16 protein-coding genes and 1 tRNA gene are annotated in these 25,724 nt (G+C 62.2%); 13 read left to right on the plus strand and 4 right to left on the minus strand.

The window, feature by feature from the left end; genetic code table 11:
- Positions 1 to 82 precede the first annotated feature (82 nt).
- The 5 genes from P9254_RS26460 to P9254_RS26480 all read left to right on the plus strand — a co-directional run bounded on the left by P9254_RS26460 (position 83) and on the right by P9254_RS26480 (position 6,721).
- A complete protein-coding gene (locus tag P9254_RS26460; RefSeq protein WP_067326322.1) occupies positions 83 to 1,978 on the plus strand; it encodes an ABC transporter ATP-binding protein in 1,896 nt (631 codons plus the stop codon).
- Positions 1,975 to 3,873, plus strand: a complete 1,899-nt coding sequence (locus tag P9254_RS26465; RefSeq protein ID WP_278103910.1) for an ABC transporter substrate-binding protein — start codon at positions 1,975 to 1,977, stop codon at positions 3,871 to 3,873. Before P9254_RS26460 ends, P9254_RS26465 begins: the two co-directional genes overlap by 4 nt.
- A 2-nt stretch (positions 3,874 to 3,875) precedes the next feature.
- The gene (locus P9254_RS26470; RefSeq protein WP_066994096.1) at positions 3,876 to 4,874 is read left to right on the plus strand and encodes an ABC transporter permease; all 999 of its coding nucleotides are present in this window, start codon (positions 3,876 to 3,878) and stop codon (positions 4,872 to 4,874) included.
- On the plus strand, positions 4,871 to 6,052 hold the full coding sequence (locus P9254_RS26475; protein ID WP_127240909.1) for an ABC transporter permease: 1,182 nt from the start codon (positions 4,871 to 4,873) through the stop codon (positions 6,050 to 6,052). The genes P9254_RS26470 and P9254_RS26475 overlap by 4 nt, the downstream gene beginning before the upstream one ends.
- Positions 6,053 to 6,241: 189 nt before the next feature.
- The gene (locus P9254_RS26480; RefSeq protein ID WP_066994102.1) at positions 6,242 to 6,721 is read left to right on the plus strand and encodes a class I SAM-dependent methyltransferase; all 480 of its coding nucleotides are present in this window, start codon (positions 6,242 to 6,244) and stop codon (positions 6,719 to 6,721) included.
- A 20-nt stretch (positions 6,722 to 6,741) separates the two neighbouring features.
- Here the strand turns inward: P9254_RS26480 and P9254_RS26485 are convergent, their stop codons facing one another.
- Positions 6,742 to 8,160: an adenylate/guanylate cyclase domain-containing protein gene (locus P9254_RS26485; RefSeq protein ID WP_278054592.1), complete on the minus strand. Its 1,419-nt coding sequence runs from the start codon at positions 8,158 to 8,160 to the stop codon at positions 6,742 to 6,744.
- A 203-nt stretch (positions 8,161 to 8,363) separates the two neighbouring features.
- Between P9254_RS26485 and P9254_RS26490 the strand changes: the two genes are divergently transcribed.
- From P9254_RS26490 to P9254_RS26500, 3 genes are all read left to right on the plus strand, one after another.
- Positions 8,364 to 9,188 carry a hypothetical protein gene (locus P9254_RS26490; protein ID WP_127240911.1) on the plus strand — a complete coding sequence of 275 codons (825 nt, stop codon included), beginning with the start codon at positions 8,364 to 8,366 and terminating at the stop codon, positions 9,186 to 9,188.
- A 74-nt stretch (positions 9,189 to 9,262) separates the two neighbouring features.
- The gene (locus tag P9254_RS26495) at positions 9,263 to 9,787 is read left to right on the plus strand and encodes a GNAT family N-acetyltransferase (RefSeq protein ID WP_127240912.1); all 525 of its coding nucleotides are present in this window, start codon (positions 9,263 to 9,265) and stop codon (positions 9,785 to 9,787) included.
- A gap of 197 nt (positions 9,788 to 9,984) precedes the next feature.
- Positions 9,985 to 11,370, plus strand: a complete 1,386-nt coding sequence (locus tag P9254_RS26500) for a hypothetical protein (protein WP_278054591.1) — start codon at positions 9,985 to 9,987, stop codon at positions 11,368 to 11,370.
- Positions 11,371 to 11,450: 80 nt separating this feature from the next.
- On the opposite strand, the gene P9254_RS26505 is transcribed toward P9254_RS26500, so the two are convergent.
- Positions 11,451 to 13,223: an adenylate/guanylate cyclase domain-containing protein gene (locus P9254_RS26505; RefSeq protein WP_127243085.1), complete on the minus strand. Its 1,773-nt coding sequence runs from the start codon at positions 13,221 to 13,223 to the stop codon at positions 11,451 to 11,453.
- 243 nt (positions 13,224 to 13,466) lie between these two features.
- On the opposite strand from P9254_RS26505, the gene P9254_RS26510 reads away from it, so the two are divergent.
- The gene (locus tag P9254_RS26510; RefSeq protein WP_278054590.1) at positions 13,467 to 16,769 is read left to right on the plus strand and encodes an adenylate/guanylate cyclase domain-containing protein; all 3,303 of its coding nucleotides are present in this window, start codon (positions 13,467 to 13,469) and stop codon (positions 16,767 to 16,769) included.
- Between the two features lie 19 nt (positions 16,770 to 16,788).
- Positions 16,789 to 17,469: a redoxin domain-containing protein gene (locus P9254_RS26515; protein ID WP_066994127.1), complete on the plus strand. Its 681-nt coding sequence runs from the start codon at positions 16,789 to 16,791 to the stop codon at positions 17,467 to 17,469.
- 63 nt (positions 17,470 to 17,532) lie between these two features.
- Here P9254_RS26515 and P9254_RS26520 read toward each other — a convergent pair whose 3' ends face one another.
- A complete protein-coding gene (locus tag P9254_RS26520; protein WP_127240737.1) occupies positions 17,533 to 20,430 on the minus strand; it encodes a trifunctional glycosyltransferase/class I SAM-dependent methyltransferase/polysaccharide deacetylase in 2,898 nt (965 codons plus the stop codon).
- A 245-nt stretch (positions 20,431 to 20,675) separates the two neighbouring features.
- Between P9254_RS26520 and P9254_RS26525 the strand changes: the two genes are divergently transcribed.
- Complete coding sequence (locus tag P9254_RS26525; protein ID WP_278054589.1) at positions 20,676 to 21,767, plus strand: branched-chain amino acid ABC transporter substrate-binding protein; 1,092 nt, start codon at positions 20,676 to 20,678, stop codon at positions 21,765 to 21,767.
- Positions 21,768 to 21,847: 80 nt separating this feature from the next.
- Positions 21,848 to 24,313 carry an adenylate/guanylate cyclase domain-containing protein gene (locus tag P9254_RS26530; RefSeq protein ID WP_278054588.1) on the plus strand — a complete coding sequence of 822 codons (2,466 nt, stop codon included), beginning with the start codon at positions 21,848 to 21,850 and terminating at the stop codon, positions 24,311 to 24,313.
- 87 nt (positions 24,314 to 24,400) lie between these two features.
- Here P9254_RS26530 and P9254_RS26535 read toward each other — a convergent pair.
- Positions 24,401 to 24,477 (minus strand) — tRNA-Met (locus tag P9254_RS26535).
- Positions 24,478 to 24,706: 229 nt separating this feature from the next.
- Between P9254_RS26535 and P9254_RS26540 the strand changes: the two genes are divergently transcribed.
- Positions 24,707 to 25,672 (plus strand): Gfo/Idh/MocA family protein, encoded by a 966-nt coding sequence (locus P9254_RS26540; RefSeq protein WP_066994138.1) that lies wholly within the window; start codon positions 24,707 to 24,709, stop codon positions 25,670 to 25,672.
- Positions 25,673 to 25,724: the final 52 nt, after the last annotated feature.

Raw genomic sequence — 25,724 nt, forward strand, 5'->3', positions numbered from 1 at the left:
CGACCGTTCCGAATCCAAGTTGCTCTAAGCTGGCAATAGGTTAGTCTCGCTTCCGAACCTGCCAGATTGGGGCTGGTGTGGAATGAATTCGGGTGTTGATCTGCTGCGGATCGAGGATGTTGGCATCTCTTTTGCCATCATCGGCGGACCGTTGCATGCCGTCAGGCGCGCAAATCTTCGCGTCCTGCCCGGCAAGGTTACCGCGCTTGTGGGCGAGTCCGGCTCCGGAAAATCGGTTCTCAGCCAGGCAGTGATGGGCATTCTGCCGGGATCAGCCCATGTTCGCGGCCGTATCCTGTTCTCCGATCCTGAAAGGCCCGGCACCACGCAAGATATCCTGAAGATGCCACGTGACGGACCCGAAATCCGGGCATTGAGAGGCAGCCGCATCGGCAAGATCTTTCAGGAGCCGATGACATCGCTGTCGCCGCTGCACACGATCGGCAACCAGGTCAGCGAATCCTTGCAGATTCATACCCCCATGGCTCGGGCGGAGCGCAAGGCGCGGACCGAGGAAATGCTCGGTCTTGTCGGCTTTCCGAGTCCCAAACGCGCCTATGATATGTATCCCTTTGAGCTTTCAGGAGGATTGCGTCAGCGCGCCATGATCGCCATGGCGCTTATCTGCCGGCCCGCCCTGTTGATCGCCGACGAGCCGACGACGGCGTTGGACGTCACCATCCAGGCGCAAATCCTACATTTGCTGCGCGGCCTTCAGACCAAGCTGAACATGGCGATGTTGCTGATCACCCACGACCTCGGCGTGGTCGCCAACGTCGCCGACGAGGTCGTGGTCATGTACCATGGCGAGATCATGGAAGCGGGACCTGTCGAGGCGATATTCCGCCGACCAGGTCACCCCTACCTGAAGGGCCTGATGGCAGCCGTTCCGCATTTCGACCTGAAGCCTGGCGAAAGGCTAAAGGCGCTGCGCGAGGTGCCGGTGAATGTCGAGAACCTGCTCGGCAAGCAGACGGCGCCGCCGTCGAAGGGGCCAGACGATATCCTGTTGTCGGTCAGGGATCTGAAAAAGACCTTCACAATCCGCAAGTCCGGATTGTTTGGCGGGGATCACCAAACCACGGTTCGCGCCGTGGGCGGCGTGAGCTTCGATATCAGGCGCGGCGAGTGCCTGGGGCTGGTCGGCGAAAGCGGCTCCGGCAAAACCACGGTCAGCAAGATCCTTATGCGGGCTATCACCCCTAGCGGCGGCTCTGTGACGTTCAACGGCCGCGATGGAGCGATCGACGTCTTGCAAGGCGAGGGAGACGCCCTGCGCATGCTGCGCGCCAAAATCCAGATGGTCTTCCAGGATCCGGTTTCATCGCTGTCACCTCGCATGACGGTGGAGAACATCCTGAGCGAGCCGCTGGAGATCCATCAACGTGGCGATGCCGCGTCCCGACTCGCCACTGTCAAAAGCCTGATGCAGGCGATCGGGCTCGATCCGCGCTTCATCAAGCGCTATCCCCACAGTTTCTCCGGCGGGCAGCGTCAGCGTATCGGCATCGCGCGCGCGTTGGCGCTGGGCCCTGAACTGCTGATCTGCGACGAGCCGGTTTCGGCGCTCGACGTCTCTGTCCAGGCGCAGATCTTGAACCTGCTGAAGGACCTGCAGAAGGAACTGGGCCTGACCTACCTGTTCATATCGCACAATCTGGCGGTGGTGGACTACATGGCAGACCGAATCGCAGTGATGTGCGGCGGGCGTATCGTCGAGCTTGCGCCACGCGAAACTCTGCTGAGGAAACCGATCCACCCCTACACGCGCTCACTCGTCGCCGCAGTACCTTTCCCCGACCTCGACAGGCCGATGGATTTCAAGACGCTGAAGCTCAGCGGCGCTTCCGACACCAGCGCATGGGGACCGCAATTCCGCGACGAGGGCGACGAGGATGTATTGTCGCCGCTCGATCTTGGTGGCGGCCACCTCGTGTTGGCCCGACGTTCGGCCGATGTCAGCGAGCTACGCCATTGATCAGCCGGCGCACCGTCCTCGGACTCATGGCTTCGGCGGTTTTGCCGGGCACATTGCACGCAGGCGATCTGGAGCCGCAATTTCTTCAGCCGCTGCTGAAGGCCCTGGCGCTGCCGGCACTCTCCGAGCGCTTGCCCAAGAACCCGCGCGTGTTGAATCTCGCTGCGATGGGGCGGCAGCCCGGCCAGTATGGCGGCACGCTGCGCACGATCATCGGCAGTCAGAAAGATATCCGGATGATGACGATCTACGGATATGCTCGCCTGGTCGGCTATGACCAAAAGCTCAACTTGCAAGCCGACATTCTTGAAAGTTTCGAGGTAGCGGACGATCGCGTCTTCACTTTCAAGATACGGGAAGGACATAAATGGTCTGACGGTAGCCTGCTGACGCCGGAGGACTTTCGCTATTGCTGGGAAGATGTCTGGCTGAACGACGAACTTTCGCAAGGCGGGCTCGCCCCGGCCCTGCTGGCCGACGGCAAGCCGCCACGCTTCGAGATCGTCGATGCGTTGACGGTCCGTTATAGTTGGGATGCGCCAAATCCCGACTTCCTGCCCAAGCTCGCGGCTGCTTCGCCGTTATCGCTTGTTCTGCCGGCCGCCTATCTCAAGCAGTTCCACAAGAAATACCAGGATCCATTCCGGCTCGCCGGCCTGATGGAGGAGAACAGGGCCAAGAAATGGACGCTCCTGCATATCCGCATGTCGCGGCAGTATCGCCCGGAGAACCCGGAACTGCCGACGCTCGATCCCTGGCGGAACCGGACCAAGCCGCCGGCTGAGCAGTTCGTCTTCGAGCGCAATCCGTTCTTTCACCGCATAGACGAGAATGGCCGGCAACTACCCTATGTTGACCGGATTGTCATGAATGTGAGCTCGTCGGCGATTATTTCCGCCAAGACCGGCGCGGGCGAGAGCGACCTGCAATGCATGGGAATTGATTTCAGCGATTACTCCTTCCTGAAGGACGCGGAGAAGCGCTACCCGGTCAAGATGCATCTCTGGAAACGCACACAGGGTTCGCGACTGGCGCTGCTGCCCAATCTGAATTGTGCCGACCAGGTCTGGCGTGGCCTTTTTCGCGACGTGCGCGTGCGTCGTGCACTTTCGCTCGCTGTGCACAGACGCGAGATCAATATGGCCGTGTTCTATGGATTGGCGCAGGAAAGTGCCGATACGGTCCTGCCGGAGAGCCCGCTCTACCGGCCCGAATTCGCGAAAGCCTGGGTCACCTACGATCCTGATCAGGCCAATGCCCTGCTCGACGAGGTCGGGCTTCAGGCGCGTGACGATGACGGCCTGCGGATACTTCCCGATGGACGCCCGGCGCAGATCGTCGTGGAAACGGCCGGCGAAAGCACGCTGGAAACCGATGCGCTCGAGCTCATCAGCGATCACTGGCGCCAGATCGGTATCGCCCTGTTCATCCGGACTTCGCAGCGCGACATCTTTCGCAGTCGCGCGCTTGGCGGCCAGGTCATGATGTCGATGTGGTCGGGCATCGACAATGGCGTGCCGACCGCCGACATGAACCCGTACCAGCTGGCCCCCACCATTGACGACCAACTGCAATGGCCGCTCTGGGGTGCTCACTACTTGTCTCGTGGCAGGCTCGGCGAGGCGCCCGATCTTCCGCCGGTGGTCGAGTTGATGACCTTACTCAAGCGCTGGAACGCATCGACCGAAGCCACGGAGCGCGCTGAAATCTGGAATTCAATGCTGTCGATCTACACCGATCAGGTGTTTTCGATCGGCACGGTGAACGGAACATATCAGCCGGTTCTGGCCTCCTCGCGGCTGCGCAATCTGCCTGACAAGGCGCTCTACGGCTACGACCCGACCGCCTATTTCGGTGTCTACATGCCCGATACATTTTGGCTTGGAGAGTCCTGAGCGTGCTTCGATATATTGTCTGGCGCCTCGCCGTAATGGTTCCAACGCTGCTGATCATATCGGCGCTTGTGTTCACGATCATCGAACTTCCCCCAGGCGACTATTTCGACAGCTATGTTGCCGAGCTTCGGGCCCAGGGCGAAGCGGTGGATTCCGACCGCATCGAGATGATGCGGAAGGACTATGGTTTCGACAAGCCGCCGGTCATTCGCTACTTCTACTGGGTCGGCGGGATGCTGCACGGCGATTTCGGCTATTCCTTCGAATATGAGCTGCCGGTTCGCGACGTGATCGGGGACCGAATGTGGCTGACCGTGCTGGTTTCCTTCGTGACGATCCTCTTCACCTGGCTCATCGCCTTTCCGATCGGCATGTACTCGGCCACGCATCAATACAGTTGGGGCGACTACGGCCTGACTTTCTTCGGCCTTCTCGGCCTTGCCATCCCGAACTTCATGCTGGCGCTGATCCTGATGTATTTCGCCAATATCTGGTTCGGCACGTCCGTCGGCCATCTCATGGACCAGCAATATCTCGGCGAGCCGATGAGCTGGGCCAAGGCGAAGTCGATCCTCGCCCATCTCTGGATCCCGGTCTTGATCATCGGCACCGGGGGCACGGCAAGCATGATCCGGCGGCTGCGCGCCAATCTGCTCGATGAGCTTCACAAGCAATATGTCGTGACGGCGCGCGCCAAGGGCCTTCATCCCTTCAGGACCCTGGTCAAATACCCGCTGCGCATGGCGCTCAATTTCTTCATTTCGGACATCGGCTCTATCCTGCCGGCCATCATTTCCGGTGCCGAAATCACGGCGATCGTGCTGTCTTTGGAAACGACCGGGCCGATGCTGATCAAGGCGCTGCAAAGCCAGGACATGTATCTGGCAGGGTCGTTCCTGATGTTCCTCGCCTTCCTGACGGTCATCGGCGTGCTGATTTCCGATCTGGCGCTGGCACTGCTTGATCCACGAATTCGTTTGCAGGGCGGCAGTACCAAATGAACACGCAATCGCCACTTCCCGCTCCGGGTGCTCCGCTGCAACACTATGTTTCCATCGCGCCCTTTGACCTGCAGTCGGTCGAGGCAATGACGCCGGAGCAGTCGAAGGTCTTTCAGGCGTCGCAGTTGCGGCTGATGTGGTGGAAATTTCGACGGCACCGGCTTGCTCTTGTATCCGGCATATTCCTGGCGGTGCTCTATTTCGCGATACTGATCTGCGAGTTCCTGGCGCCCTACAATCTGCACACGCGCAACATGGACTACATCTATGCGCCGCCGCAGCGGGTGCACCTGTTCCACAACGGCCAGTTCGTCGGGCCGTTCGTCTACGGCCGCCAAATGACGCTGGATATGGACACGCTGAAGCGGAACTACATCGACCAACAGGATGATGTTCAGCGGATCCGTTTCTTCTGCAAGGGCGACAGCTACCGGTTCTGGGGCCTGATCGAAGGTGACAGGCATTTTGTCTGCCCTGCCGAAAACGGCCAGCTCTTCCTGGCCGGCACTGACAGGCTGGGGCGCGATGTGCTCTCGCGCATCGTCTATGGTGCACGCATTTCACTGACGATCGGCCTCGTCGGCATCAGTTTCAGCTTCCTGCTCGGCATAGTCATCGGCGGACTGGCCGGCTATCACGGCGGCATCTTCGACCTGATCGTTCAACGGATAATCGAAGTTCTGCAATCGATCCCCAGCATTCCGCTATGGCTGGCTCTGGCGGCGATCATGCCGATAACTTGGAGTCCGATCCTGATCTATTTCGGCATCACCGTCATCCTCGGGCTGCTCGACTGGACCGGATTGGCGCGGGCCGTGCGTTCAAAGCTTTTAGCGTTGCGAGAGGAGGATTACGTTCTGGCCGCGCAATTGATGGGCGCCAGCAGCGGCCGCATTATCCGGCGGCACCTCATTCCGGGCTTCATGTCGCATCTGATCGCGACGGCGACGATCTCCATACCCGGCATGATCCTGGGCGAGACGGCGCTGAGCTTCCTCGGGCTCGGGCTGCGGGCACCGATAACCAGTTGGGGCATCCTGCTCACCGAGGCGCGCAGCGTCAGCGTGATCGCGTTTTATCCATGGCTACTTTTGCCGATCCTCCCCGTCATTCTCGTCATTCTGGCGTTCAACTTCCTCGGCGACGGCTTGCGGGACGCTGCAGACCCCTACAAGTGACATCGCCAGTCCGCCGCCCGCCAAGCCGCAGACTCCACCCGGTTCGTCGTCGGCCTGTTCGGTTGTTGCTGTGTTGAACGTTCGCCTCTATATGCGGCGACGCCGGATCGGGCTAACACGTTGCTCGGGTTTCATCCTGGTCGCGGGCATTGCCGGTCTCTTGAGCTGGTTCAGGACACACAGACGCATATGAGTCGCCTCGAAAGTTTCATCCGCAGGCTGACGGCACAGCGCGACATTCTCGATCAAGTCTGCGCGGAGGTGGCGAAGATCGAGGGTCCCATCCTTGAGCTCGGCCTCGGCAATGGCCGGACGTTCCACCATCTGCGCGAGCGTCTGCCCGGCCGACGGATCGTGGCGTTCGACCGCGCACTTGCCGCACACGCCAGCTCAATTCCCGAAGCTGAAAACCTCGTGCTCGGCGAAATCCGCGAGACGGCGAGCAGGTTCATCGGCATCGAGGCCGCTCTTGTTCATGCCGACATCGGCACCGGCTATGAAGATCGCGATGCAGTGACCTCTACCTGGCTCCCCGAACTGACCGCGCGCCTGCTTCGCGTCGGAGGCATTGCGGTCAGCGGCACGCCGCTCGATCACCCGCAGTTGCAAAGCCTTCCACTGCCGCCTTCGGTACCCGCCGATCGCTATTTTGTCTGCAGGCGCGTCTGAGGTCCCCAACGCCCAAGTCTTCAGGGGATCGTGTATACCGCTATCTTCTCCCTCTCGATGCCGCGCAGCGAGACCTCGTGTGGCACGGGCGTCAGCGCGTTCCTGTGCAACAGATCGGCGGTGAGATTGTCGTCGACCACCGCGCGCGTGGCGAAGATCGCCTGTGCGTTGGCAAGGTTCTGGACCCGCGAAGCAATGTTGACCGTCTGGCCGAAATAGTCCTGTCGCTCGTTCATAGACACGGCAATGCACGGGCCGGCATGGACTCCGATCTTGAGCAGCAGATCCTCGCGCCCGCTCTTCTCATTGAGCGCACGCATGGCATCGCGCATCCTGAGGGCCGCCGCAATCGCACGATCCGGCGTCGCGAAGGTCGCCATCACCGCATCGCCGATCGTCTTCACCACCGCGCCTGCCTCGGACGCGACGATCTCGTGCAGAACCTGAAAATGCACGCGCACGAGATCGAAGGCTGAAAGATCGCCCACCCGCTCGTAAAGCTCGGTCGATCCACGCAGGTCGGTGAACAGGAAGGTGAGGCTAGTGATCTTCAGGCGCTGGTTGATGTCGAGCGTATCCGTGCGATAAAGATCGCGGAACGTCTGGTTGGTGAGCAGGCGCTTGGCTGTCAGGAACGGCCGGCGTTTGCCCAGGAGATCATGCAATTCCTGGCCGGCGATGAAGACCGTCGGCAGCACGCGGGTGTCGGTCCTGTTTTCCAGCGAAATGCGCAACGGGCCGGGTTGCATCTCCAGCGTCTGGTTCTGGACATGCTCGCGGTCGAAGACCAATGAGAGGCTTCGTCGCTCTCTTGTCGGTTCGCCCTTGACGTCGATGAACTGCACTGAATGGGTGACCGGCTCGAAGACGATGATGAATTCGGACGGAAGCTGTACGGGCAGAACAGCCTTTTCACCTGGCGCAAGCTCGATATCCTCCAGCGAGAACGCTTCCATCGTCTTGGCGAAATCCTCTTCCGGCAGGTCGACGCCGGACGCCCAGTAGATCTGGCGGAAATATTCCACCAACGGCAGTTCGTGTGGATTGTGGGCGGCAATCTTGCGCACGCGAGGACTGACCGTGAATGTCACCTCGACCATCTCGTCGAGGGTCGGTGAATAGCCTTCGGAACACAGCGCGCAGGTATATTCGTCCTTCTGCAGGGTTTTGAGCGTGGCGTTGCTGTCGAGCACGCCGCCACAGCCGGGGCATAGAACATTCCAGGAAATGTCGAAGAGGCCCACGCGCGCCGCATGCAGAAAGGCGCCTATGGCGCGTTCCACATCGAGGCCATGCTTGCTGGCGAAGGCTAGAGCATTGATGCGGCAAAGCTCGCGGTCCTTGCCCTCCGCGATGGTTCGCTTGATCGCATCGATTGCCCGCGGATCGACATCGGTCGATTGCCGCAGAAGCGAGAACAGATCCTGAGCTTCGTTCATCGTGCAGGCTCCGGAAGAAATGCGCCGCCGAAACGTGTTGACCGGACCGGTCCTGGTCCGACTGCGCCATTTTACTTCGAAACCGACCCTACGGCCATTCGAATAGACAAGCCGGGCGATACCTCAAGTCCGTTTGGTGGATTTTCGCCGGCCGCAACCGGCACTATGATGATCCATGGGCATTTATCTATGCGGGCTACCCGATGCCGACATCCGACAATCCGCCGTTTCCCGGCACCCTGCGCCTCTTTTCCTTGGTGGTCATTATCGTCCTGACCGTAGGCGCCGGCCTGTTCTTCGCGCCCGTGCTGGTCAAGCCGCGCTGGCCGTGGGCCGTCACCCCGTTCAATGCCCGCTTCCTTGGTGGCTTTTACACCGCCGAAATGGTCGTGATGGCGGCGCTGCTGTTCTGGAATCGCTGGTCGCCCGGCAGGCTCGTGCTCGTCATGGCGCTCATCTTCACCGTCATCGTGTCGGTGACGTCGTTCATCAATCTCGGCTATTTCAACTTCGGGCGCAAAGCGCCCTGGCTCTGGTTTCTGGTCTATCTTGGTTCGGTCGCGGTATCCGGGCTGTTCCTATGGCGGGCCAGGGCCCGTCCTTCTGCAAAAGGCGTGACCTTAAGGCCCGCATGGCGCGGCTACATGCCGGTGGAATCGGCAGTCCTTGGGCTCTATGGCGTCGGCCTGTTGCTGTTCCCACTGACATTCGGCAGCTTCTGGCCATGGCCGGTCGATGGCTTCCACGCTCAGGTCTACAGCGCCATCTTCCTCGCGGGGGCGGGCGGCATATATGTCGTCTGGAGAAGCGCGCGGCGCGAGGAACTGCTGGTGCTGGGCTTGGCGCAGTTGCTGGTTGGCCTGCTTGCCATTGTTGGACTCGTCATCACCGACGCTGCCGTGCACCGGATCGACTGGGCGGCGATCGGGACATTGTGCTGGCTTGCCCTTTTCGCCTGGATCGGCATCAGCGGTGTCTTCAAACTCTTCGCCGCCACTCGGTATTTTAGCTCGCAATCGGCATCATAGGTTCTAGAGACGGCTGGATTTTCAGGTGACGTAGGGTGCATCGTACCGTGCCGATTGCCATCGCCGGGAACGTTATGACCAGCACAACCTCGCCATCCTCCGAGAAAGTCCAGCCGCAGCTCCGATCCGTTCGGCTAAGCGATGCGGAGGCGCTTTGCGCCATCTTCAACATGCCGGGCTTCCGCTGGGGCACGCTCAGGATGCCTTTCGAGATGGTGGAGCAGGTGGAGCGGCGCATCGCCAAGTCCGGCCAGGAAACCACCTGGATCGTTGCGGAGGTGGAGGGCAGGGTCGTCGGCCATGGCAGCCTGGTCGTGCAGGGCTCGCCGCGCCGTTCGCATATCGGCGAGATCAATATGGGTCTTGACGATGCCTTTGTCGGCAAAGGCATCGGCTCTGCCATACTTGGCGCGCTGCTCGACGTGGCCGACAACTGGCGCGCTCTGAAGCGGGTCGAATTGACCGTCTATGCCGACAACGAACCGGCCATGCGCCTCTACAAAAGCCACGGCTTCGAGGTCGAAGGTCGGCATGTGAAGGCCGGCTTTACCGACGGGCAGTACCACGACCTCCTGAGCATGGCCCGGCTCCGATTCTGAGGTCCGCTGTTCAGTGTTAACTGTTTGGCCAATCTAGCAATCCAAGCCGAGTCGGCGAACTGGCGGTTGCCGATGGAGACCTCTGTAGGATAATTTCATCTCACACTGTTCTGATCGAGTTGACGATCCATGTGTGCCGGCATCCAGAAAGTCTGGTCTCCCTTGGCGTTTGCACCGCGAGCCGCCAGACGGGACAGATGACCGCCGTGGCTGACCCAATCCCCACGCCTCCAGTGGAAATTCTGGCTGTGCTGTCGCTGCTCTGCCCGGAGGTCGTGCGTGACATCGAGCAGAACTGGAACGCACCGGTTTCCGATTATGCCCGCCATCTGTGGCGGCCGATGGCAAGGCCTGCATCGGACCCGGCGATCGCTGCCCGCTCGATCCTGCGCGACGTGCTGCATCGGCGTCTTGGTGCGATCATGCAGCCTGAAGAGGTCGGCAAGGCCCTCGAAGCGTTCGAGCACAGACCGGTCATTCAGTCCGGCCTGCACTGTCTGCTTCTGATGGACCGGATCACCTTCGACGCCCTGCTGCTTGCCTGGCTCGGCGCGGTCGAAAGCGGGCTCTCGGCCTTCTTCTGCTTCATGGGAACGACGATGACCATGGAGACAATCGGCCGGGAGGGGCCCGGATGGCTCGATGTCGGCGACGACAAGGTCAACCTGTTTGGCATGGGACGCCACAAGCTTTGCCGCAAAAGCGCCTGCGCGGCCGGTCCCGTCTTCCTCAACAAACGCGCGCTCGAAGCGGTGGGTGATGAAACGGATGCCAGCCGCTGGCTGGGCACACTGCTTGCCAGCCGGGACAAGATGTTTGCAACCGCGGCCGACGCGGTGACAGCCCTCAACGAGGATCTGGTCGCCAATTGGGGCTGTTCCAGCATGGCCAAGCCGGTTTTCATCGATGATCGGCTGGCCGCGGCCGCCATGGCTCGGCATCTGGAATATGACGGCAGCCTTCTTTCCAAGCTGCTCTTTGAGCCCGCGAGGCGCCAGCGTCTCGAACGTGCCCTGCAAGAGACCGCAGCGAGACCATTTGGCAGATTCCTGCCCAATGCCACAGCCTATTTCTGGGGCATCCGCGACGAGCGCGTGCGCAAGCTCGTCCTTGAGAACGGCCACCTGATCGAGCCCGACAGGCGGCATGGTCTTTCCATCCCGTTCGAGCGAACGCATCTCAAGCAGGCGCTACTGGAAGGCGTGCTGCTGCCGAACTTGTTCCTCACGTTCCTCGTGCTCGCCATATTGCCGCGCGTGCGGGTTGTGGGCGGCCTGAGACAGATTGGCTATGTGGCGCTTTTCCACTCGATCCTGCTGGCCGCGCTTGACGAGAACGCGCCGGAAGAGCGCGATCTGGCTCAGGAGCTGCAGGTTCGGGAAAATGCCTGGGGCGTGCGGGTCATCGATGAAAAGATCTCGGTCCGCGAGCAGCTTGCCGGCCTGCCGCAAGGGGCGCTCTTCGCGGATCTGCTCCGGCAGTATCGCTTGCAAACACTTGCCGAGACCACCGACGACCTGAAACTGGTTCGAGAAGACGCCCGATGGCGCAAGATCGGCCAGGCAGAGATTAAGGCGACCTGAGCTGCGCTTCCGGTTTTATTCGCGCCGAGTCCATCGCTATCGGCCGCGGTTCAAGGCCTGACCTGACACGGCCCCATCTGTCACTGCACGATACCGGCCTTGCGGAGCCCGTCCACGATGAGTTCGAAATCGGCAGGGTTCTTGTAGGGCAAGACCTTGCGTCGGTAGTCCAGCGAATAGTCGGGATTGACGCGAAGCACCTCCTGCCATGCCTCGCGGGCCTCGGCGAAACGGCCCAGATGGCCGTAGCTGGCGGCCAGAAGCGCGCGCGAGACATCGGTGACAGCGTTGCGAGCCAGCCGCTGCAGCAAGAGGTCAACGGCCTCTTCGTACCTTCCGAGTTGAAACGATGCCAAAGCCTGGAAATGCAGAAGCACATCCGGAAAGTATGGATTCAAGGTCTTGCCCCGGGCGTAACTCTCAAGCGCCTGTTCGGATCTGCCCGAATAGTGCAGCGCCTCGCCGAGGATCACGTGCCCTTCGGCGAAGTTCGGATTGAGAGCTATCGCGTGCTCGGCCTCGTTGATGGCTTCATCGTGCCGTCGTGTATACAGCTTCACGATAGCCAGTGCCCAGTGCGCCCAGGGATCGCTGTCATCCAGCGTTACCGCTCGCGTTGCAGCCTCTTCCGCTTGCGCCATCGATTCCGGCGGCGACGCACTCCACCTGTTCAGGTAATCGAGCCCGTGCGTGAGGGCGAGGAAGGCGTGGGCAGAGGCAAACTTCGGGTCCAGTTCGATCGCACGTTGCAAGAGGTCGCGGGCTGCGACGTTCGTCTCCTTCGTCAGCCGGTGCCACAGCTCCCGGCCCCGCATGAAATAGTCATACGCCTGCGTGTTGCGCACATACTCGGGCGCCAGCCGCTGACGGTCGCCTTCGGTGAGATTGAGCGCCAAGGCTCCGACGATCTGCTGCGTCACGTCGTCCTGCACGGCGAATATATCGGTCAGGTCCCGATCGAACCGCTCCGCCCAAAGGTGACCGCCCGAGGTTGCATCGATGAGCTGCGCGGTGATGCGCACCCTGTTCCCCGACTTGCGTACGCTGCCCTCAAGTACATGCCGCACGCCGAGCTTCGAGCCCACCTCCTGCACATGGACGTTCTGCCCCTTGAAGGTGAACGACGAATTGCGTGCGATGACGAAGAGCTGCGACAGTTTGGACAGCGCCGTGATGATGTCCTCAGAAATGCCGTCGGCGAAGTAATCCTGTTCGGCGTCACCGCTCATGTTGGCGAACGGCAGGACGGCGATCGACAGTTTCGGCGGCGCTGCCGTCGCGGGCCGGCTTGCCGCGGTTTCCGGGGTCGCGGCCGGCTTGGTCCCGGCGCTGCCGACTTGCAGCGAATAGACCCGGATCGGCTCGGCGATGTTCTTGAGCTGTGTGCTGCCGAGATCGCTGACCGAGAGGTCGAGCCGCGCCTTGACCTGGCGATAGGCATCCTCGGACAGGCAGATGGCGCCGGGCGCCGCGACGCCCTCCAAACGCGAGGCGATGTTGACGCCGTCGCCCATCAGGTCGCCGTCGCTCTCTTCGACCACATCGCCCAGATGGATGCCGATCCTGAACTCGATGCGGCGGTCCTGCGGCACGCCGGCATTGCGCTCGACCATGCCGTTCTGAACCTCTACGGCGCAGCGCACGGCATCCACCACGCTGCGGAACTCGACCAGCGCTCCATCCCCGGTGCGCTTGATTACCCGCCCGTTGTGGACTGCGATGATCGGATCGATCAGGTCGCTGCGCAGTGCCCGCAACCTCGCCAAAGTACGATCTTCGTCCGCGCTCGCGAGCCGGCTGTATCCAACCACATCTGCAGCCAGGATTGCGGCCAGCTTCCGGTTTTCGCTCATGGGCACGTGTCCTCGGCTCCATAATAGCAGGAAGGCGGAGGCTAAGAGGGAATTTTCGTGGACGACGGCTACGCAGACGCGCGAGTCGGCAGCGCTCTGCCACCGGGCCTGGACCGATCGCTCGATGCCCCATTTGCGCTGCCGCTTGCTGGCCGACGACTATCGGTTCATTCTTGTCTGAATACCCGGCCGTGAAGTGCGTGGCGAGATCACGCCGTCACGGCTCCAGTGAGGTCTTGCTCGATGGACTGCTCGGGCTGCGGTTTCGAGGTCGAGGGCGGTTTCGCTTTCTGTCCGAAGTGTGGCAGGCGCCAGCCCGTGCCATGCGCCAGTTGCGGCTACCTGTGCGCACCTGATTTCGAGTTCTGTCCGAAATGTGGGGCAAGCGTCGGTGCGACGGCAAAAGCCGTCGAACGGCCTGCTCCGACACCGAGCCGGACCATTGTGCCGCCTTCTCGAACTCCGTCGCTGCTCGCGAACATCGAAAGCGAAGATGATGGGTTCCATCCCGTCTCTGAAGCCGATCGCAGGACGGTGACGGTCCTGTTCGCCGACCTTTGCGGCTTCACGACACTCAGCGAGCAGCTCGACCCCGAGGTGATGCAAGCGCTGCAGAACCAACTGTTCAAGGAATTGACGGCAGCCGTGCGAAACTTTGGCGGTTTCGTCGACAAATTCATCGGCGATGCATTGCTTGCCTTGTTCGGTGCGCCGGTCGCGCATGAGGACGATCCGGAACGTGCGCTTCGCGCCGCTCTCGACATGATGGCCCGGACGACGCGGCTCGGCGAAAGCGCTCCCCACTCCGGCTCGCCTCTGTTGCTCCACATCGGCATAAACACTGGTCCGGTCGTTACTGGCGGATTGGGCATCGGCACCGCCAAATCTTATTCGGTGACCGGCGATACCGTGAATACGGCGCAACGCTTGCAATCGCTGGCCGCACCGGGTGAGGTTCTGGTAGGCGAACTCACTCACAGGCTGACCCGGCATGCCTTCTCTTTCGAGCCGCTGGGCGATGTTGTGCTTCGCGGCAAGGCAGGCAGTGTGCTCGTCCATCGACTGGACGCACCGCTTGCGTTGCCGCGTGCAGCGCGTGGGCTCGAGGCGCTCGGCCTCAGCGCGCCGATCATAGGTCGTGGTGCGGAGCTCCATAGAATGCTGGCCAGCCTTGACCAGGCGTGCGGCGGCTCGGCCCAACTTGTTCGCCTCGTCGGAGAAGCCGGTATTGGGAAATCGCGGCTGGTGAAGGAATTCGTCGCCCGCGTCGGCGACGAGGATCGTTTTCGCAACGTCGCCGTGCGGCAGGCCACATGCTCACCGCTGGGCGAACAATCTTTTGGCGCCTTGGGCGCAGTGGTGCGCAGCGCTGCCGGGATGATGCAAAGCGATACTGGGGATGAAATGCGGGCGAAGCTCGGAGGCTTGCTGGCCGACCTCGGCCTGCAGGGCGAGGAGGCGAAGCGGCTGATGCCTTTGCTCTACCATGTGCTTGGCCTTGGCGACCCCGATGCCACCTTGCAGCATGTCGAGCCCGAGCAGCTGCGGCGGCAAATCCTCTACGCAGTCCGCACGATCATCGAAAGGCGGCTTGCCTTGTCGCCGCTGTTGATTGTCGTCGAAGATCTGCACTGGGCCGACGCCGTGTCGCTCGAGGCGCTGCGTTTCGTGATGGACAGGTTGGAACGCACGCGGTTGATGTTGCTGGTCACGCATCGTCCGGCGCCGGACAACGACCAGCTCGACTCAAGTCGGGTCAGTCACACAGCGCTCAGGCTTTCGCCGCTCAACACTGATGACGGACGCGGGCTGCTGGCGGCGCTGTTCGGTGAGAGCTGGGTAAAGTCCGCAGGCAGGCTTGTCGACCAGATCCTCGAGCGCGCCGGCGGCAACCCGCTTTTTATAGAGGAGATCGTTCGCGGCCTGATCGATCGCGGTGTGCTGATGCGCGAGGGCCAGCGATGGCGGACTGCGGCAGGCGAAGTCGCAACCGGCATTCCCGCCACTATCCAGGCAATGCTGCTTGCCCGGGTCGACCGGCTGCCCCAGGAGGTGCGCCGGTTGGCCCAGGAAGCCGCGGTGATCGGCCCGCGCTTCGATGCCACACTTTTGAAAGCCGTGACAGCCGAACCCGGCCGCTTGGAAGCCGGCTGCGAACTGCTTTGCGATGCCGAAATCATCGAGGAGGTCGCCGGATCAGGCTCGATCTCGTCGCCAAGCTACCGCTTTACGCAAACGTTGCTGCAGGACGTGATCTACCAGAATCTGCTGTTGCAACGCCGGACCGATATCCACGGGCGGGTCGGTGCCGCCTTGGAGCAGCTGTGTGGCGACAAGCCGGAACGGCTTGAGGATTTGACCGTGCTCGGTCATCATTTCGCGCAGAGCGCGGAGCGGGAGAAAGGCGCGCATTACTTGCAGGCGGCGGGCGATCGCGCTCGCATGATATACGCCAACGACGACGCCCTTCGTTTCTACGAGCGAGCGCTGACTGCGTTGGGCGCGATCGGGCAAACGCCGCTCAAATTGGCAATCGCGGAGCGCATTGCCGATTTGAGCGGCCCGGTAGGCCGCCGCGAGGTCGCGCACCAGCACTACGAAACGGTGCTGCAGGCATATCGGGAGTCAGGCAATCGTGTCGCGTCGGCACGAGTTTTGCGCAAGATCGGTCGGCTGCTCTGGGACGTCGGCAAGCGGGACAACGCAGAATCCCGCTATGCGGAAGCCGCAGCGCTGCTCGAAGGAGCGGATGCCCCGATCGAGCAGGCGCAGCTGTGGCAAGAACGTGGCCGACAGGCGTTCCGTAGCGGAGATCACGCTCGCGCAGCAAAATGGGCAGACGCGGCGCTGGATGGCGTACGCACTCTGACAACGGAGCATGTCTCCGAGGAAGGGCGTGACGCCACTCTTGTGACCGCCGAGGCACTCAACACCAAGGCTGTCGCGCTGGCTCGCCTTGGGCGAAACCTTGAAGCGGTACGCCAGATCGAGCGTAGCATTGAATTGGCCGAAGCCGCCGGCCTGCTGGGCACGGCCTGCCGCGGCTACACCAATCTCGGCGTGCTTTACACGACCATCGATCCGGCACAGGCGATAAAGGTCTGTCGGCGCGGTCTTGAAGTGGCGCGCCATATTGGTGATTTGGGCTTTCAGGCGCGCCTCCTCGCGAACCTGGCGGTTGCTTGTTGTACTTTCACGGATCGTTGCCCAACGGAGGGCGTGCCTGCTGCCGAGAAGGCCATCGAGATCGACCGGGCACTCGACCAGCGCGAGCACCTGCCGGTGCCGTTGATCGTGCTTGCGCAGATCCACCAGTGCAACGGTCGTCCGGAACTGGCGGTTGGCTTGTTCCACGAAGCACTGGACGTAGCGCGCGAAACGAGTGAACCCCAACTGCTGTTTCCGTGCTATGATGGTCTGGCAACGCTTAATCTCGACCTCGACAATCTGGCCGAGGCCGAACGCTACTTTTCCCTGGCGCAGGGTATATGCGCCCAGCACGGGCTAGACCCGGAAGCGCTTGTGGTGCTGCCTTTTCTCGACTAGCCGGGTGGGAGGTTGAACAATGTCCGCGCGTATTGACTTGGTACCGCTTCAGCCAGGCGATCGTGCGCCGAACGTGGTGCTCGACGCCATAACCCAGGAAGGCAAGATCGCGCTTGACGACTTCCGCGGACAAAAACCGGTGCTGGTTGGCCTGTTTCGAGGTCTGCATTGTGCGTTTTGCCGACGCCATATCGCCGCCCAGGCGCGGCTTGATCCGGAACTGCGCGAAAAGGGGGTGGAAAGCCTGACGGTGGTCAACACGCCGATCGAACGGGCGCGTCTCTATTTCCGCTACCACCCGATGCCGAATCTGCTTGCGGCTTCCGACCCTGAACGCGCTTCGCATCGTGCTTTTGGACTGCCCAATCTTGAATTCACCCAGGACGACACGAACTGGCCGTACAAGGTCTCGATGGCAGCAGCAAAGGATATGCGGGTCGACATACCAGGCGAGTTGCCCGCTCCCATGGATCCTTTTGCGGCCAGCGAATTCCTCGACAAGAAGGACCATTACGAAGTGACCGAGGCCGACCAGCAGATGATGGCAACGGGACACGGACAACTGATCGGTCAATTCCTGCTGGACCGGCAGGGGGTGGTCCGCTGGAGCTTCACGGAGGTTCCAGAGGGTGGGCGATACATGTTTGGGGCGCCAAACCCGCAGGAGCTGATGTCAGCCGTATCCCAGGTCGTTCAATAGACTTGCGAACAAGGTAGTCGGGCGGGACACCGATAAAAAAGCAGAACCCGGTTTGTTGACCGGTCATCCGAGCACGGCCTCGACACGCGCAACAAAGTCTTCGAGCGAGCGATCCCCGCGAACCTCGATGCGCGGAAGGTCGATGGGATCGCAATCGAGATCCGCCGGCCCGTGTTTGCCGCCGAAGCCGATCCGATAGCCGCACTCCCTGGCCAGCCGGCCAAGCCGTCGGTCGGTGACAGAGAAGGGTGCCGCGAACGCCGTGGTTGGCCGACCGGTCCACCGTTCGACGAACATGCGAGAGCGCAGGAGCTCGGCGGCCAAATCAGAACTCGACAGACCATCGATCGCGCGATGCGTCGCCAGATGGCTTCCGAAGAACGCACCTTCGCCGGCGAGACGTCGCACCGTCCCAGCGTCCATAAGCTGCGTCGGCGGACCGCTGTCGATGTCCCACCGTGCACTTTCCCCTACCAAGTCCGTTACCAGGAACACTTCCGCGGTCAGGTCGTTCGCGCGCAAGATCGGCCAAGCATGGTCGGCAAAATTCTGGAAGCCGTCATCGAAGGTGATGAGCACCGGGCGGCCAACGAAAGGTTCACGGTTGGCGATGGACCATCCCAGTTGCTCGGACGTGATGGCGTGAAAGCCATTGGCGCGCAGCCATGCCATCTGGCGGTCGAATGCGGCGGGCGTGAGCCGAAAACGGGCGAGCGCGGCTGGACCATCATCGGCGATGCCGTGGTACATGAGGACAGGGACATGCTGCCGCCGCTCGCTGCGCGCGACGTCGCGGCGCAAGGCCCGTGCCCCGCCCCAGACGATATTTCGCGCGACTCCAACACCGATGGGCGCGTGGATTGGCACATGATCAATCACCGGGTCCGTCGCCACGCCGTCCGGTGACAGGCGGCGGAAGCGGTCTATGCGATAGAGCTCGGTCTGGATCGACCGCTCGAGGACGAGGCCTTCGGTCGCCGCCAGCGTCTCCGAGATCGCTTGTGCGCCGAATGTGTTCCAGTCGAAGCCCGTCCTCTCAACATTGTCTCGGAGCACGAATGCGTGTGCGCTGACGACACTGCCGCCAGGCGTCAACGCCTCAACAAATTTCTTGGCGATGCGCCGCAACTCAGCGAGATCGTCCAGGTAGTAGAGCACTTCCGAACAGACGATCAGATCCATCTTGCCCGGAAGCGTTTCCGCGGAGAAATCCAGTACGCCGAAGTCGACATTCGGCTGACCGCTGCATCGCGCGCGCGCCCGCTCGACGGCTACGCTGGAGATGTCAGTTGCGGTCAAATGGCCGACTCGCGGCGCCAGCTGCCGCGTGAAGTGGCCCTCCGCGCAGGCCAGCTCAAGCGCCCGTCCGATGAGACCGGCAGGCAGAATTTCGAGCTGCCGCTCATACTTTTCCTGCTCATAGGGCGAACGATAGTTCCAGGGATCCTCGGTCGCGAAACGGCGATTCCAGAACGACGTGCGATCAGTACCGTTGTCATCCGCGGCCGGTTTACGGCGCGGTGCCGCAAATGGCTCTGCAGGTTCGGCGCTCGACCGAACCAGTTCCTGCGCTTTCGCGGCCAATCGCGCCAGCTTGCCGAAGTGGCTATCCGGATCGGACGGAGGCTCCGCCATGGACAACGATGCCTCGGCTTCAGACATGTTTGACTTGTCGGCGACGCCGCTCTGCGAGGCCAACTCAATCCAATGGTTCCTTGTCACTTTCCCGAGCGCGCCGAACTGCACGCGAGCCTCGATCCGGCCGTCCATCATCAGATACGCATAAATTCGATCGATTCCTTCCGGCAGGTCGGTGGAGGCCGGATTTCCAACGTCGACGCGAATTCCGAGTGTCCGCGTCAGTCTGCGCGGCGCGGCGAGATCGTCGGAGTCGAGAAGCATTTGCTCAAGGTGATACTGGACGCGGCGACCCGCTGCGGGATCGTCCCAGACCCTGCCGAGTTCGACGATCAACTCGGTGAGGGGGCCACCGAACCTGTCCCACCTGGCAGCCAATTGCGCTGGCACCGACAGGCTTCCTACCATAAGGCCATCGAAGACCACCCTGGCGATCTCACGCGCCCATTTGCGTGCTGCCGGGACCGCGCGCAGGGACTGCGCGTCGATTGAGCAGGCGCCGCGGCCGCAATCCGACGCGGCGTTCCACAGCGCGAACCACGCGAGTGCTTCGGCAGCGGAGCAGCCGTTCGCGTCGATCGCTCCATTGGCGTGAACCGATGCCGGGTGTTCGACCCTGGGATCAGGAGAAAAGCCGCGGACGATCACGATTGCCGCATCTGCCAGCATCTGCGTCGAATTGCAGGAGAGCGAGTTGGGGCTGACCCGATGGAAAGCGAGAGGCTCGTCGACCATCACCCAACGTTTGCCCAGACGTGCGAGACGCTGCCACAGGTCCCAGTCCTCGCAGGTGCGCAGCGACACATCGAAACCGCCCAACTCGACAATTGTCTTCCGATCGACCAGCAGCGCGTGAGTGCGAATGGCGCGCCGGCGCGCGAAAGTTTCGAAGGGCTCGATCGCAACCTCTGTTGAGATGCTCGACGGGGTCAGTTCGCCGTCGGGCATCACGCGCCGAGAACCGCAAAAGGCGGCCACCGCATCGGGAGCGGTTTTCAGAGCGGTCAGCATTTTTGCAAGGAAGCTGGCATCCACCCAATCGTCCGCATCCAGAAACATGAGCCATTGGCCGCGCGCGACCGAAATCCCGCTGTTGCGCGCGCCGGCGGCGCTATATGCGCAAGAGCTCAACGTGCGAAATCGGGCATCGTGCTCAACATAACCGGCGATGATCGCGGGGGTGCGATCCGTGGAGGCGTCATCGACGATGATCGCCTCCCAATCCGCTATATCCTGATCGAGAAGGCAATCGAGTGCGCGCGCCAGCGTTGCCTCGGCGTTGTGCGCAGGAACCACGATTGAAACCAGAGGATTATGCGCCACGCCGTCTTACCCGCGCCTGCTTCGAAGGTAGAACAAAAGTCCCAAACCATAGCCCGCGATTTCCTGCAGGCAAACAAGACTTGAAAACAGGCTTGAATGGAGAGCGCTCATGCCCGACGGTTTAGAATTAGGCCCGTGCGCCGGGGCGGTGTTTTCGCGTCACATCCGAGGCACTCGCGCTTACCGAAGGGGCTGTCGGGTGTGACTGGATTAGCGTAAGCTGCTGTCCACAGGGGGTGCAAAACATGCACCGTGTCATCGCCCTAGCGATCGTAGTTGCGGCCGTGTTCAGTTCCGCGAGGGCTGAGGTGCTGATCGGGGTCTCGTCTGCGATGACAGGGCGGCTTGCCTGGATCGGCGAGCAGGGGCAACGCGGCGCGGAGAGGGCGGTGGCCGACCTCAACGCGGCGGGTGGCGTGCTCGGCCAGAAGGTGAGGCTGATCTCGGTCGACGATTTCTGCGATCCCGAGCAGGCGGTCGCGGCCGCCCAGAAGCTGGTGGCCGACGGGGTGGTGCTCGTCGTCGGGCATTATTGCTCTGGAGCCTCGATCCCCGCATCAAAAGTGTATGAGGCGGCGGGCGTCGTGCAAATATCCCCAGGCTCGACCAATCCGCAGCTGACCGAACAGGGCCGTGGCAATGTCTTCCGCACCATTGGCCGCGACGACGCGCAGGGTTTCATCGCCGGCAACTACCTTGCCGATCACTGGGGCGACAAGAAGATCGCAATCCTTCACGACAATTCGACCTATGGGAAGGGTCTCGCCGACGAGACCAGGAAGCAGCTGAACAAACGGGGCGTGACTGAAGCTTTTTACGACGCATACAGGCCTGGGAAGGACGACTATTCAGCCGAGGTCGCTGCGTTGCAATCCGCCGGCATTTCGGCCTTGTATGTGGGCGGGTATCATGCCGACGTTGCGCTGATCGCTCGCGCTGCAGGCGACCGGGACTACACGCTTCAGCTCATATCCGGAGATGCTTTGGCTACCGAGGAATTCGCCCTGATCGCAGGCTCAGCGGCGGAGGGGACCCTGTTCACCTTCCCGGCGGACCCGCGGCGAAATGCCGGCGCGGCCGCGATCGTGGAGCAGTTCCGTGCGGACAACTTCGAGCCCGCGGGCTATACGCTGTTGAGCTACTGCGCGGTGCAGGTCTGGGCCCAGGCGGTGGCGAAGGCAGGTTCGCTGGCGCCAAAGGCGGTCATAGCGGCACTGCGCGAACAGCAATTCGACACCGTCATTGGCAGGGTCGATTTCGACGCCAAGGGCGACCTCACGAGGCAGAGCTGGGTTTGGTACGTCTGGCGGGGCGGGGAGTACGTGCCGGTTGAATAGGGTGCGCCGAACGCCGGCGTGACGCTGAGACGTCTAGTCTGATGCAGACCAGTGTGGCTGGATTGTTCCGACTCCCCACGATGCTTGAACGCCTCGGCATACGCGGTCGGCTGTTGCTCGCCTTTTTCGGGATCAGCGGCCTTGCGGTGCTGGCTACCGCTGCGGCGCTTTATGCCTTCCTCGAAGTCGGCGACGTTGTCGACCGAATCACCACGGATCGGGTGCCGCCGGCGTTGGCTTCCCTCCAGCTGTCGCGCCAGGCCGAACGGGTCGCTGCTGCCGCGCCATCGGTGCTGGCGGCGACAAGCAGGGCTCAGCACAGCAAGGTCTCGGCGGCCGTCGCGCTCGAGATGTCCCGCCTCGAGGCCCTGCGTACGGATCTCAGAGATGCTACGCTGGGCACAGTGCCTTTAGCTGAGATCGAGGAAGCTGCGGTTGTCCTGAGGCGCAACCTGAAGGAGCTCGACTCTCTTGTTGTCGCCCGCCTCGATGTGGTCGCCCGCAAGGAGGAGCTTCTGAACCGCCTCGCCGCGACGACGACCGGCAGCCAACGCCTTCTGGCCACCGGCATCGTGGTGATGGATTCCAGGCTCCCGCAATGGCGGGCGGTCGCGGCCGATACGTCGCTGTCGCCCGATCGACGCGCAGCGACAATGGCCGACATGGTCCACGCGATTGCGGCTTACATCCCCCAGCAGAAGGCGCTGCTGGAGATCTCGGCGGTCAACGACGCGCTGGTGAAGGCCGCGACCGCGCCGACGCGAGGCGACCTGGCGTTGATCCTGTTTCCGCTGCACCGCTCGCTTGCCGCTCTGGAAACGGCTTCCTCGGAGATCGACGAAAAGCTGCAAACCCGTTTTCGGCTGCGGGTGGACGAGTTCGAGGCACTCACCGATGGTGAGAGCAGCATCCCGAAGGCACGGGAGGAGGAGCTTGCGGTCCTCGCGCAGGGCGAAAAACTTCTGGCCGAAAACAATCGGCTGTCGCGCAGTCTGACCGCAGCCGTCGACCGTCTTGTCGCCGCAGCGGACCGCGAGATCGCTGCCTCCGGTCGCGAAGCCGCGCTCGTCCAGCGCTACGGCACCGGAGTTGTCCTCGGCTCTGCCTTTCTCAGCCTGTTGAGCTCGGTTCTGGTCGTCTGGCTCTATGTCGACCGCAGCCTTCTCGCCCGTCTGGGAGCGGTGAGTCAGGGCATGCTCGCGATCGCGGGCGGCGACCTTCGTGCTCCGCTGCCGGCGGCGGGCAGCGACGAAATCGGGCGCATGGCCGAGGCGCTGAGCCTCTTCCGGGATACCGCTGTCGAGGTCGAGGAAAAGAACCTGCGCGACGTTGCAGAAGCGCGTCAGCGGCTGGTCGATGCCATCGAAAGCATTTCCGAAGGTTTCGCTCTCTATGACAAAGAGGACTGGCTTGTCCTTAGCAACAGCCGCTACCGCGAACTGCTATACGCCGGTCTGGAGGCAGAGCTAACCCCCGGCATGGCATTCGAGGAGATCATTCGCCGATCCGCGGAGCGTGGCTACATCAGGGATGCCGAGGGTCGGGTCGATGAGTGGGTCGCGGAGCGCCTATGGCGGCACCGTAACCCCGGCGAACCGTGGGTGCAGCGGCGGGGCGACGGACGATGGATCATGATAAGCGAGCGGCGGATCAGCGCCGGCGGCACGGTCGCCGTCTATTCGGACATCACCGAGCTGAAGCAAAGGGAGGAGAACCTCGCCGAGAAGTCCGCTGCCCTGGAAGCGCTTTCCAGCAAGCTGGCCAAATATCTGGCGCCCCAAGTGTACAGCTCGATATTCACCGGCCGCCAAGACGTTAGAATCGCCAGCCAGCGTAAGAAGCTGACCATATGCTTCTCCGATATCGCCGGCTTTACCGAGACCACCGACAAGATGGAATCCGAGGATCTCACCCAGCTCCTCAATCACTACCTGACGGAAATGTCGAAAATCGCGTTGGATCATGGTGCCACGATCGACAAGTACGTCGGCGACGCGATCCTGATGTTTTTCGGCGACCCTGAGACGCGCGGCGTCAAGCAGGACGCGCTGGCTTGCGTGCAGATGGCGCTTGCCATGCAAAAGCGGATCAGCGAGCTTGCGGAGGTCTGGCGGGACATGGGGATCGAAACACCGCTGCGCTGCCGCATCGGCATCCATACCGACTACTGCACCGTCGGTAACTTCGGCAGCGAGGACCGGATGGATTACACGATAATCGGCGGCGCCGTGAATCTCGCCTCGCGCCTGGAACAAGAGGCGGCTCCGGGGACCATCCTCATTTCCTACGAGACGTTTGCGCAAGTGAAGGACACGATCGATTGTGAGGAGATGGGGCACGTCCAGGTCAAGGGCATCGCCTATCCGGTCGCTACCTACCGCGTCATCAAGGCCAATCTAGCGGGCGCCTGTCGCGTTGTTCGAACCGAGCTGCCGCACTTCAGGCTGGAACTTGAACCGGGGCTGATGTCCGCCGATGAGCGTGGCGGTGCCGCCACTGCGCTTCGAGACGCGCTGGACCGGCTTTCCCACAAGCCCGGGCAGTAGGAGTTGGGCGCCGCGCCTGCCGGCAAATCACCGAAGCCGCGTCCGAGCAAGTCACGACTACGTATCCGGGCCGGACATGGGTTGAGGTGGTAGCGGAGGAGGGACTTGAACCCCCGACCCCAGGATTATGATTCCCGTGCTCTAACCAACTGAGCTACTCCGCCAGGAGCGGCGAAGAGGCTCGAAGAACCACACCGGTCGTGGGCAATTCGAGGCGTTCGCCAAGGTCGCGCGGATATAAGGTTGGCAGGGTAAAGCTGTCAAGCCGCACGCATCAGCATAATCTCATCCCGGAAAAGCCGCGCCGGGCAGACGCTGAAGCGCATGCATCGGGGTTGAGTTCGACGGGGCACGTCGCTATGTCTCGGCCACGAAATTCTAGAGTTTGAGCGAATGAAGCCGCGCATCGCCGTCCTCGGTTGCGGATACTGGGGCAGCAACCACATCCGCACCCTCAAGGCGCTTGGCGCGCTCCATGCCGTTTCCGACGTCAACCGTGCCCGCGCCGAAGGCTTTGCCAGCGAGCAGGACTGCCTGGCGATCGGGCCGGACCAGTTGTTCGAGCGCGCCGATGTCGACGCCATTGTCATGGCGCTGCCGCCGCAGTTCCATGCCGACATGGCGCTGCGCGCCATCGAGGGCGGCAAGGACGTGCTGGTGGAGAAGCCGATCGCGCTGACGGTCGCGGACGCCGAGCGTTCGGTGCAGGCGGCCAGGAACAATGGCTGCGTCTTCATGGTGGGTCACGTGCTGCGCTTCCACCCCGCCTTCGAGACGCTGAAGGCGCTGATCGACAATGGCGAGCTTGGTGAGGTGCGCTACATCCACTCGCACCGGCTCGGCCTTGGCAAGTTCCACACCGAGAACGACGCGCTCTGGGACCTTGCGCCGCATGACCTCTCGATGATCCTCGCCATCACCGGCACCGAGCCGATCGAGGTCAGGGGCGAGGGCGCGGCACTGCTCGACAACCTCAGCGACTTCGCGCATCTGCACATGCGCTTTCCGAACGGCGTGCGCAGCCATCTCTTCGCTTCTCGTCTCAATCCCTATCGCGAGCGCCGGCTGACCGTGGTCGGAACCAAGGCGATGGCGGTGTTCGACGATGTCGAGCCGTGGGAGCGCAAGCTTGCCGTCTACAGGCACGCTGTCTGGCAGGACAGCGGCCAGTGGGCGTTCACCGCCAACGAGCCTTCCTACGTTGCGGTCGGCGAAGGCATGCCGCTGACGCGCGAGCTCGCCCACTTCATGCAGTGCATCGAGACGCGCGCCGAACCCCGCACCGACGGCGAGGAAGCGATCCGGGTGCTGCGCATCCTGACGGCTGGGACGGTGGCGCATAGCGGGTCGCCCGCTTAAGGCGCGACCACAAAAGGAATCCTGAGGCAAAGCGCCCGATTGAAGGCGTGGG

The sequence above is a fragment of the Mesorhizobium sp. WSM4983 genome, assembly GCF_029625765.1.
Classification (GTDB): domain Bacteria; phylum Pseudomonadota; class Alphaproteobacteria; order Rhizobiales; family Rhizobiaceae; genus Mesorhizobium.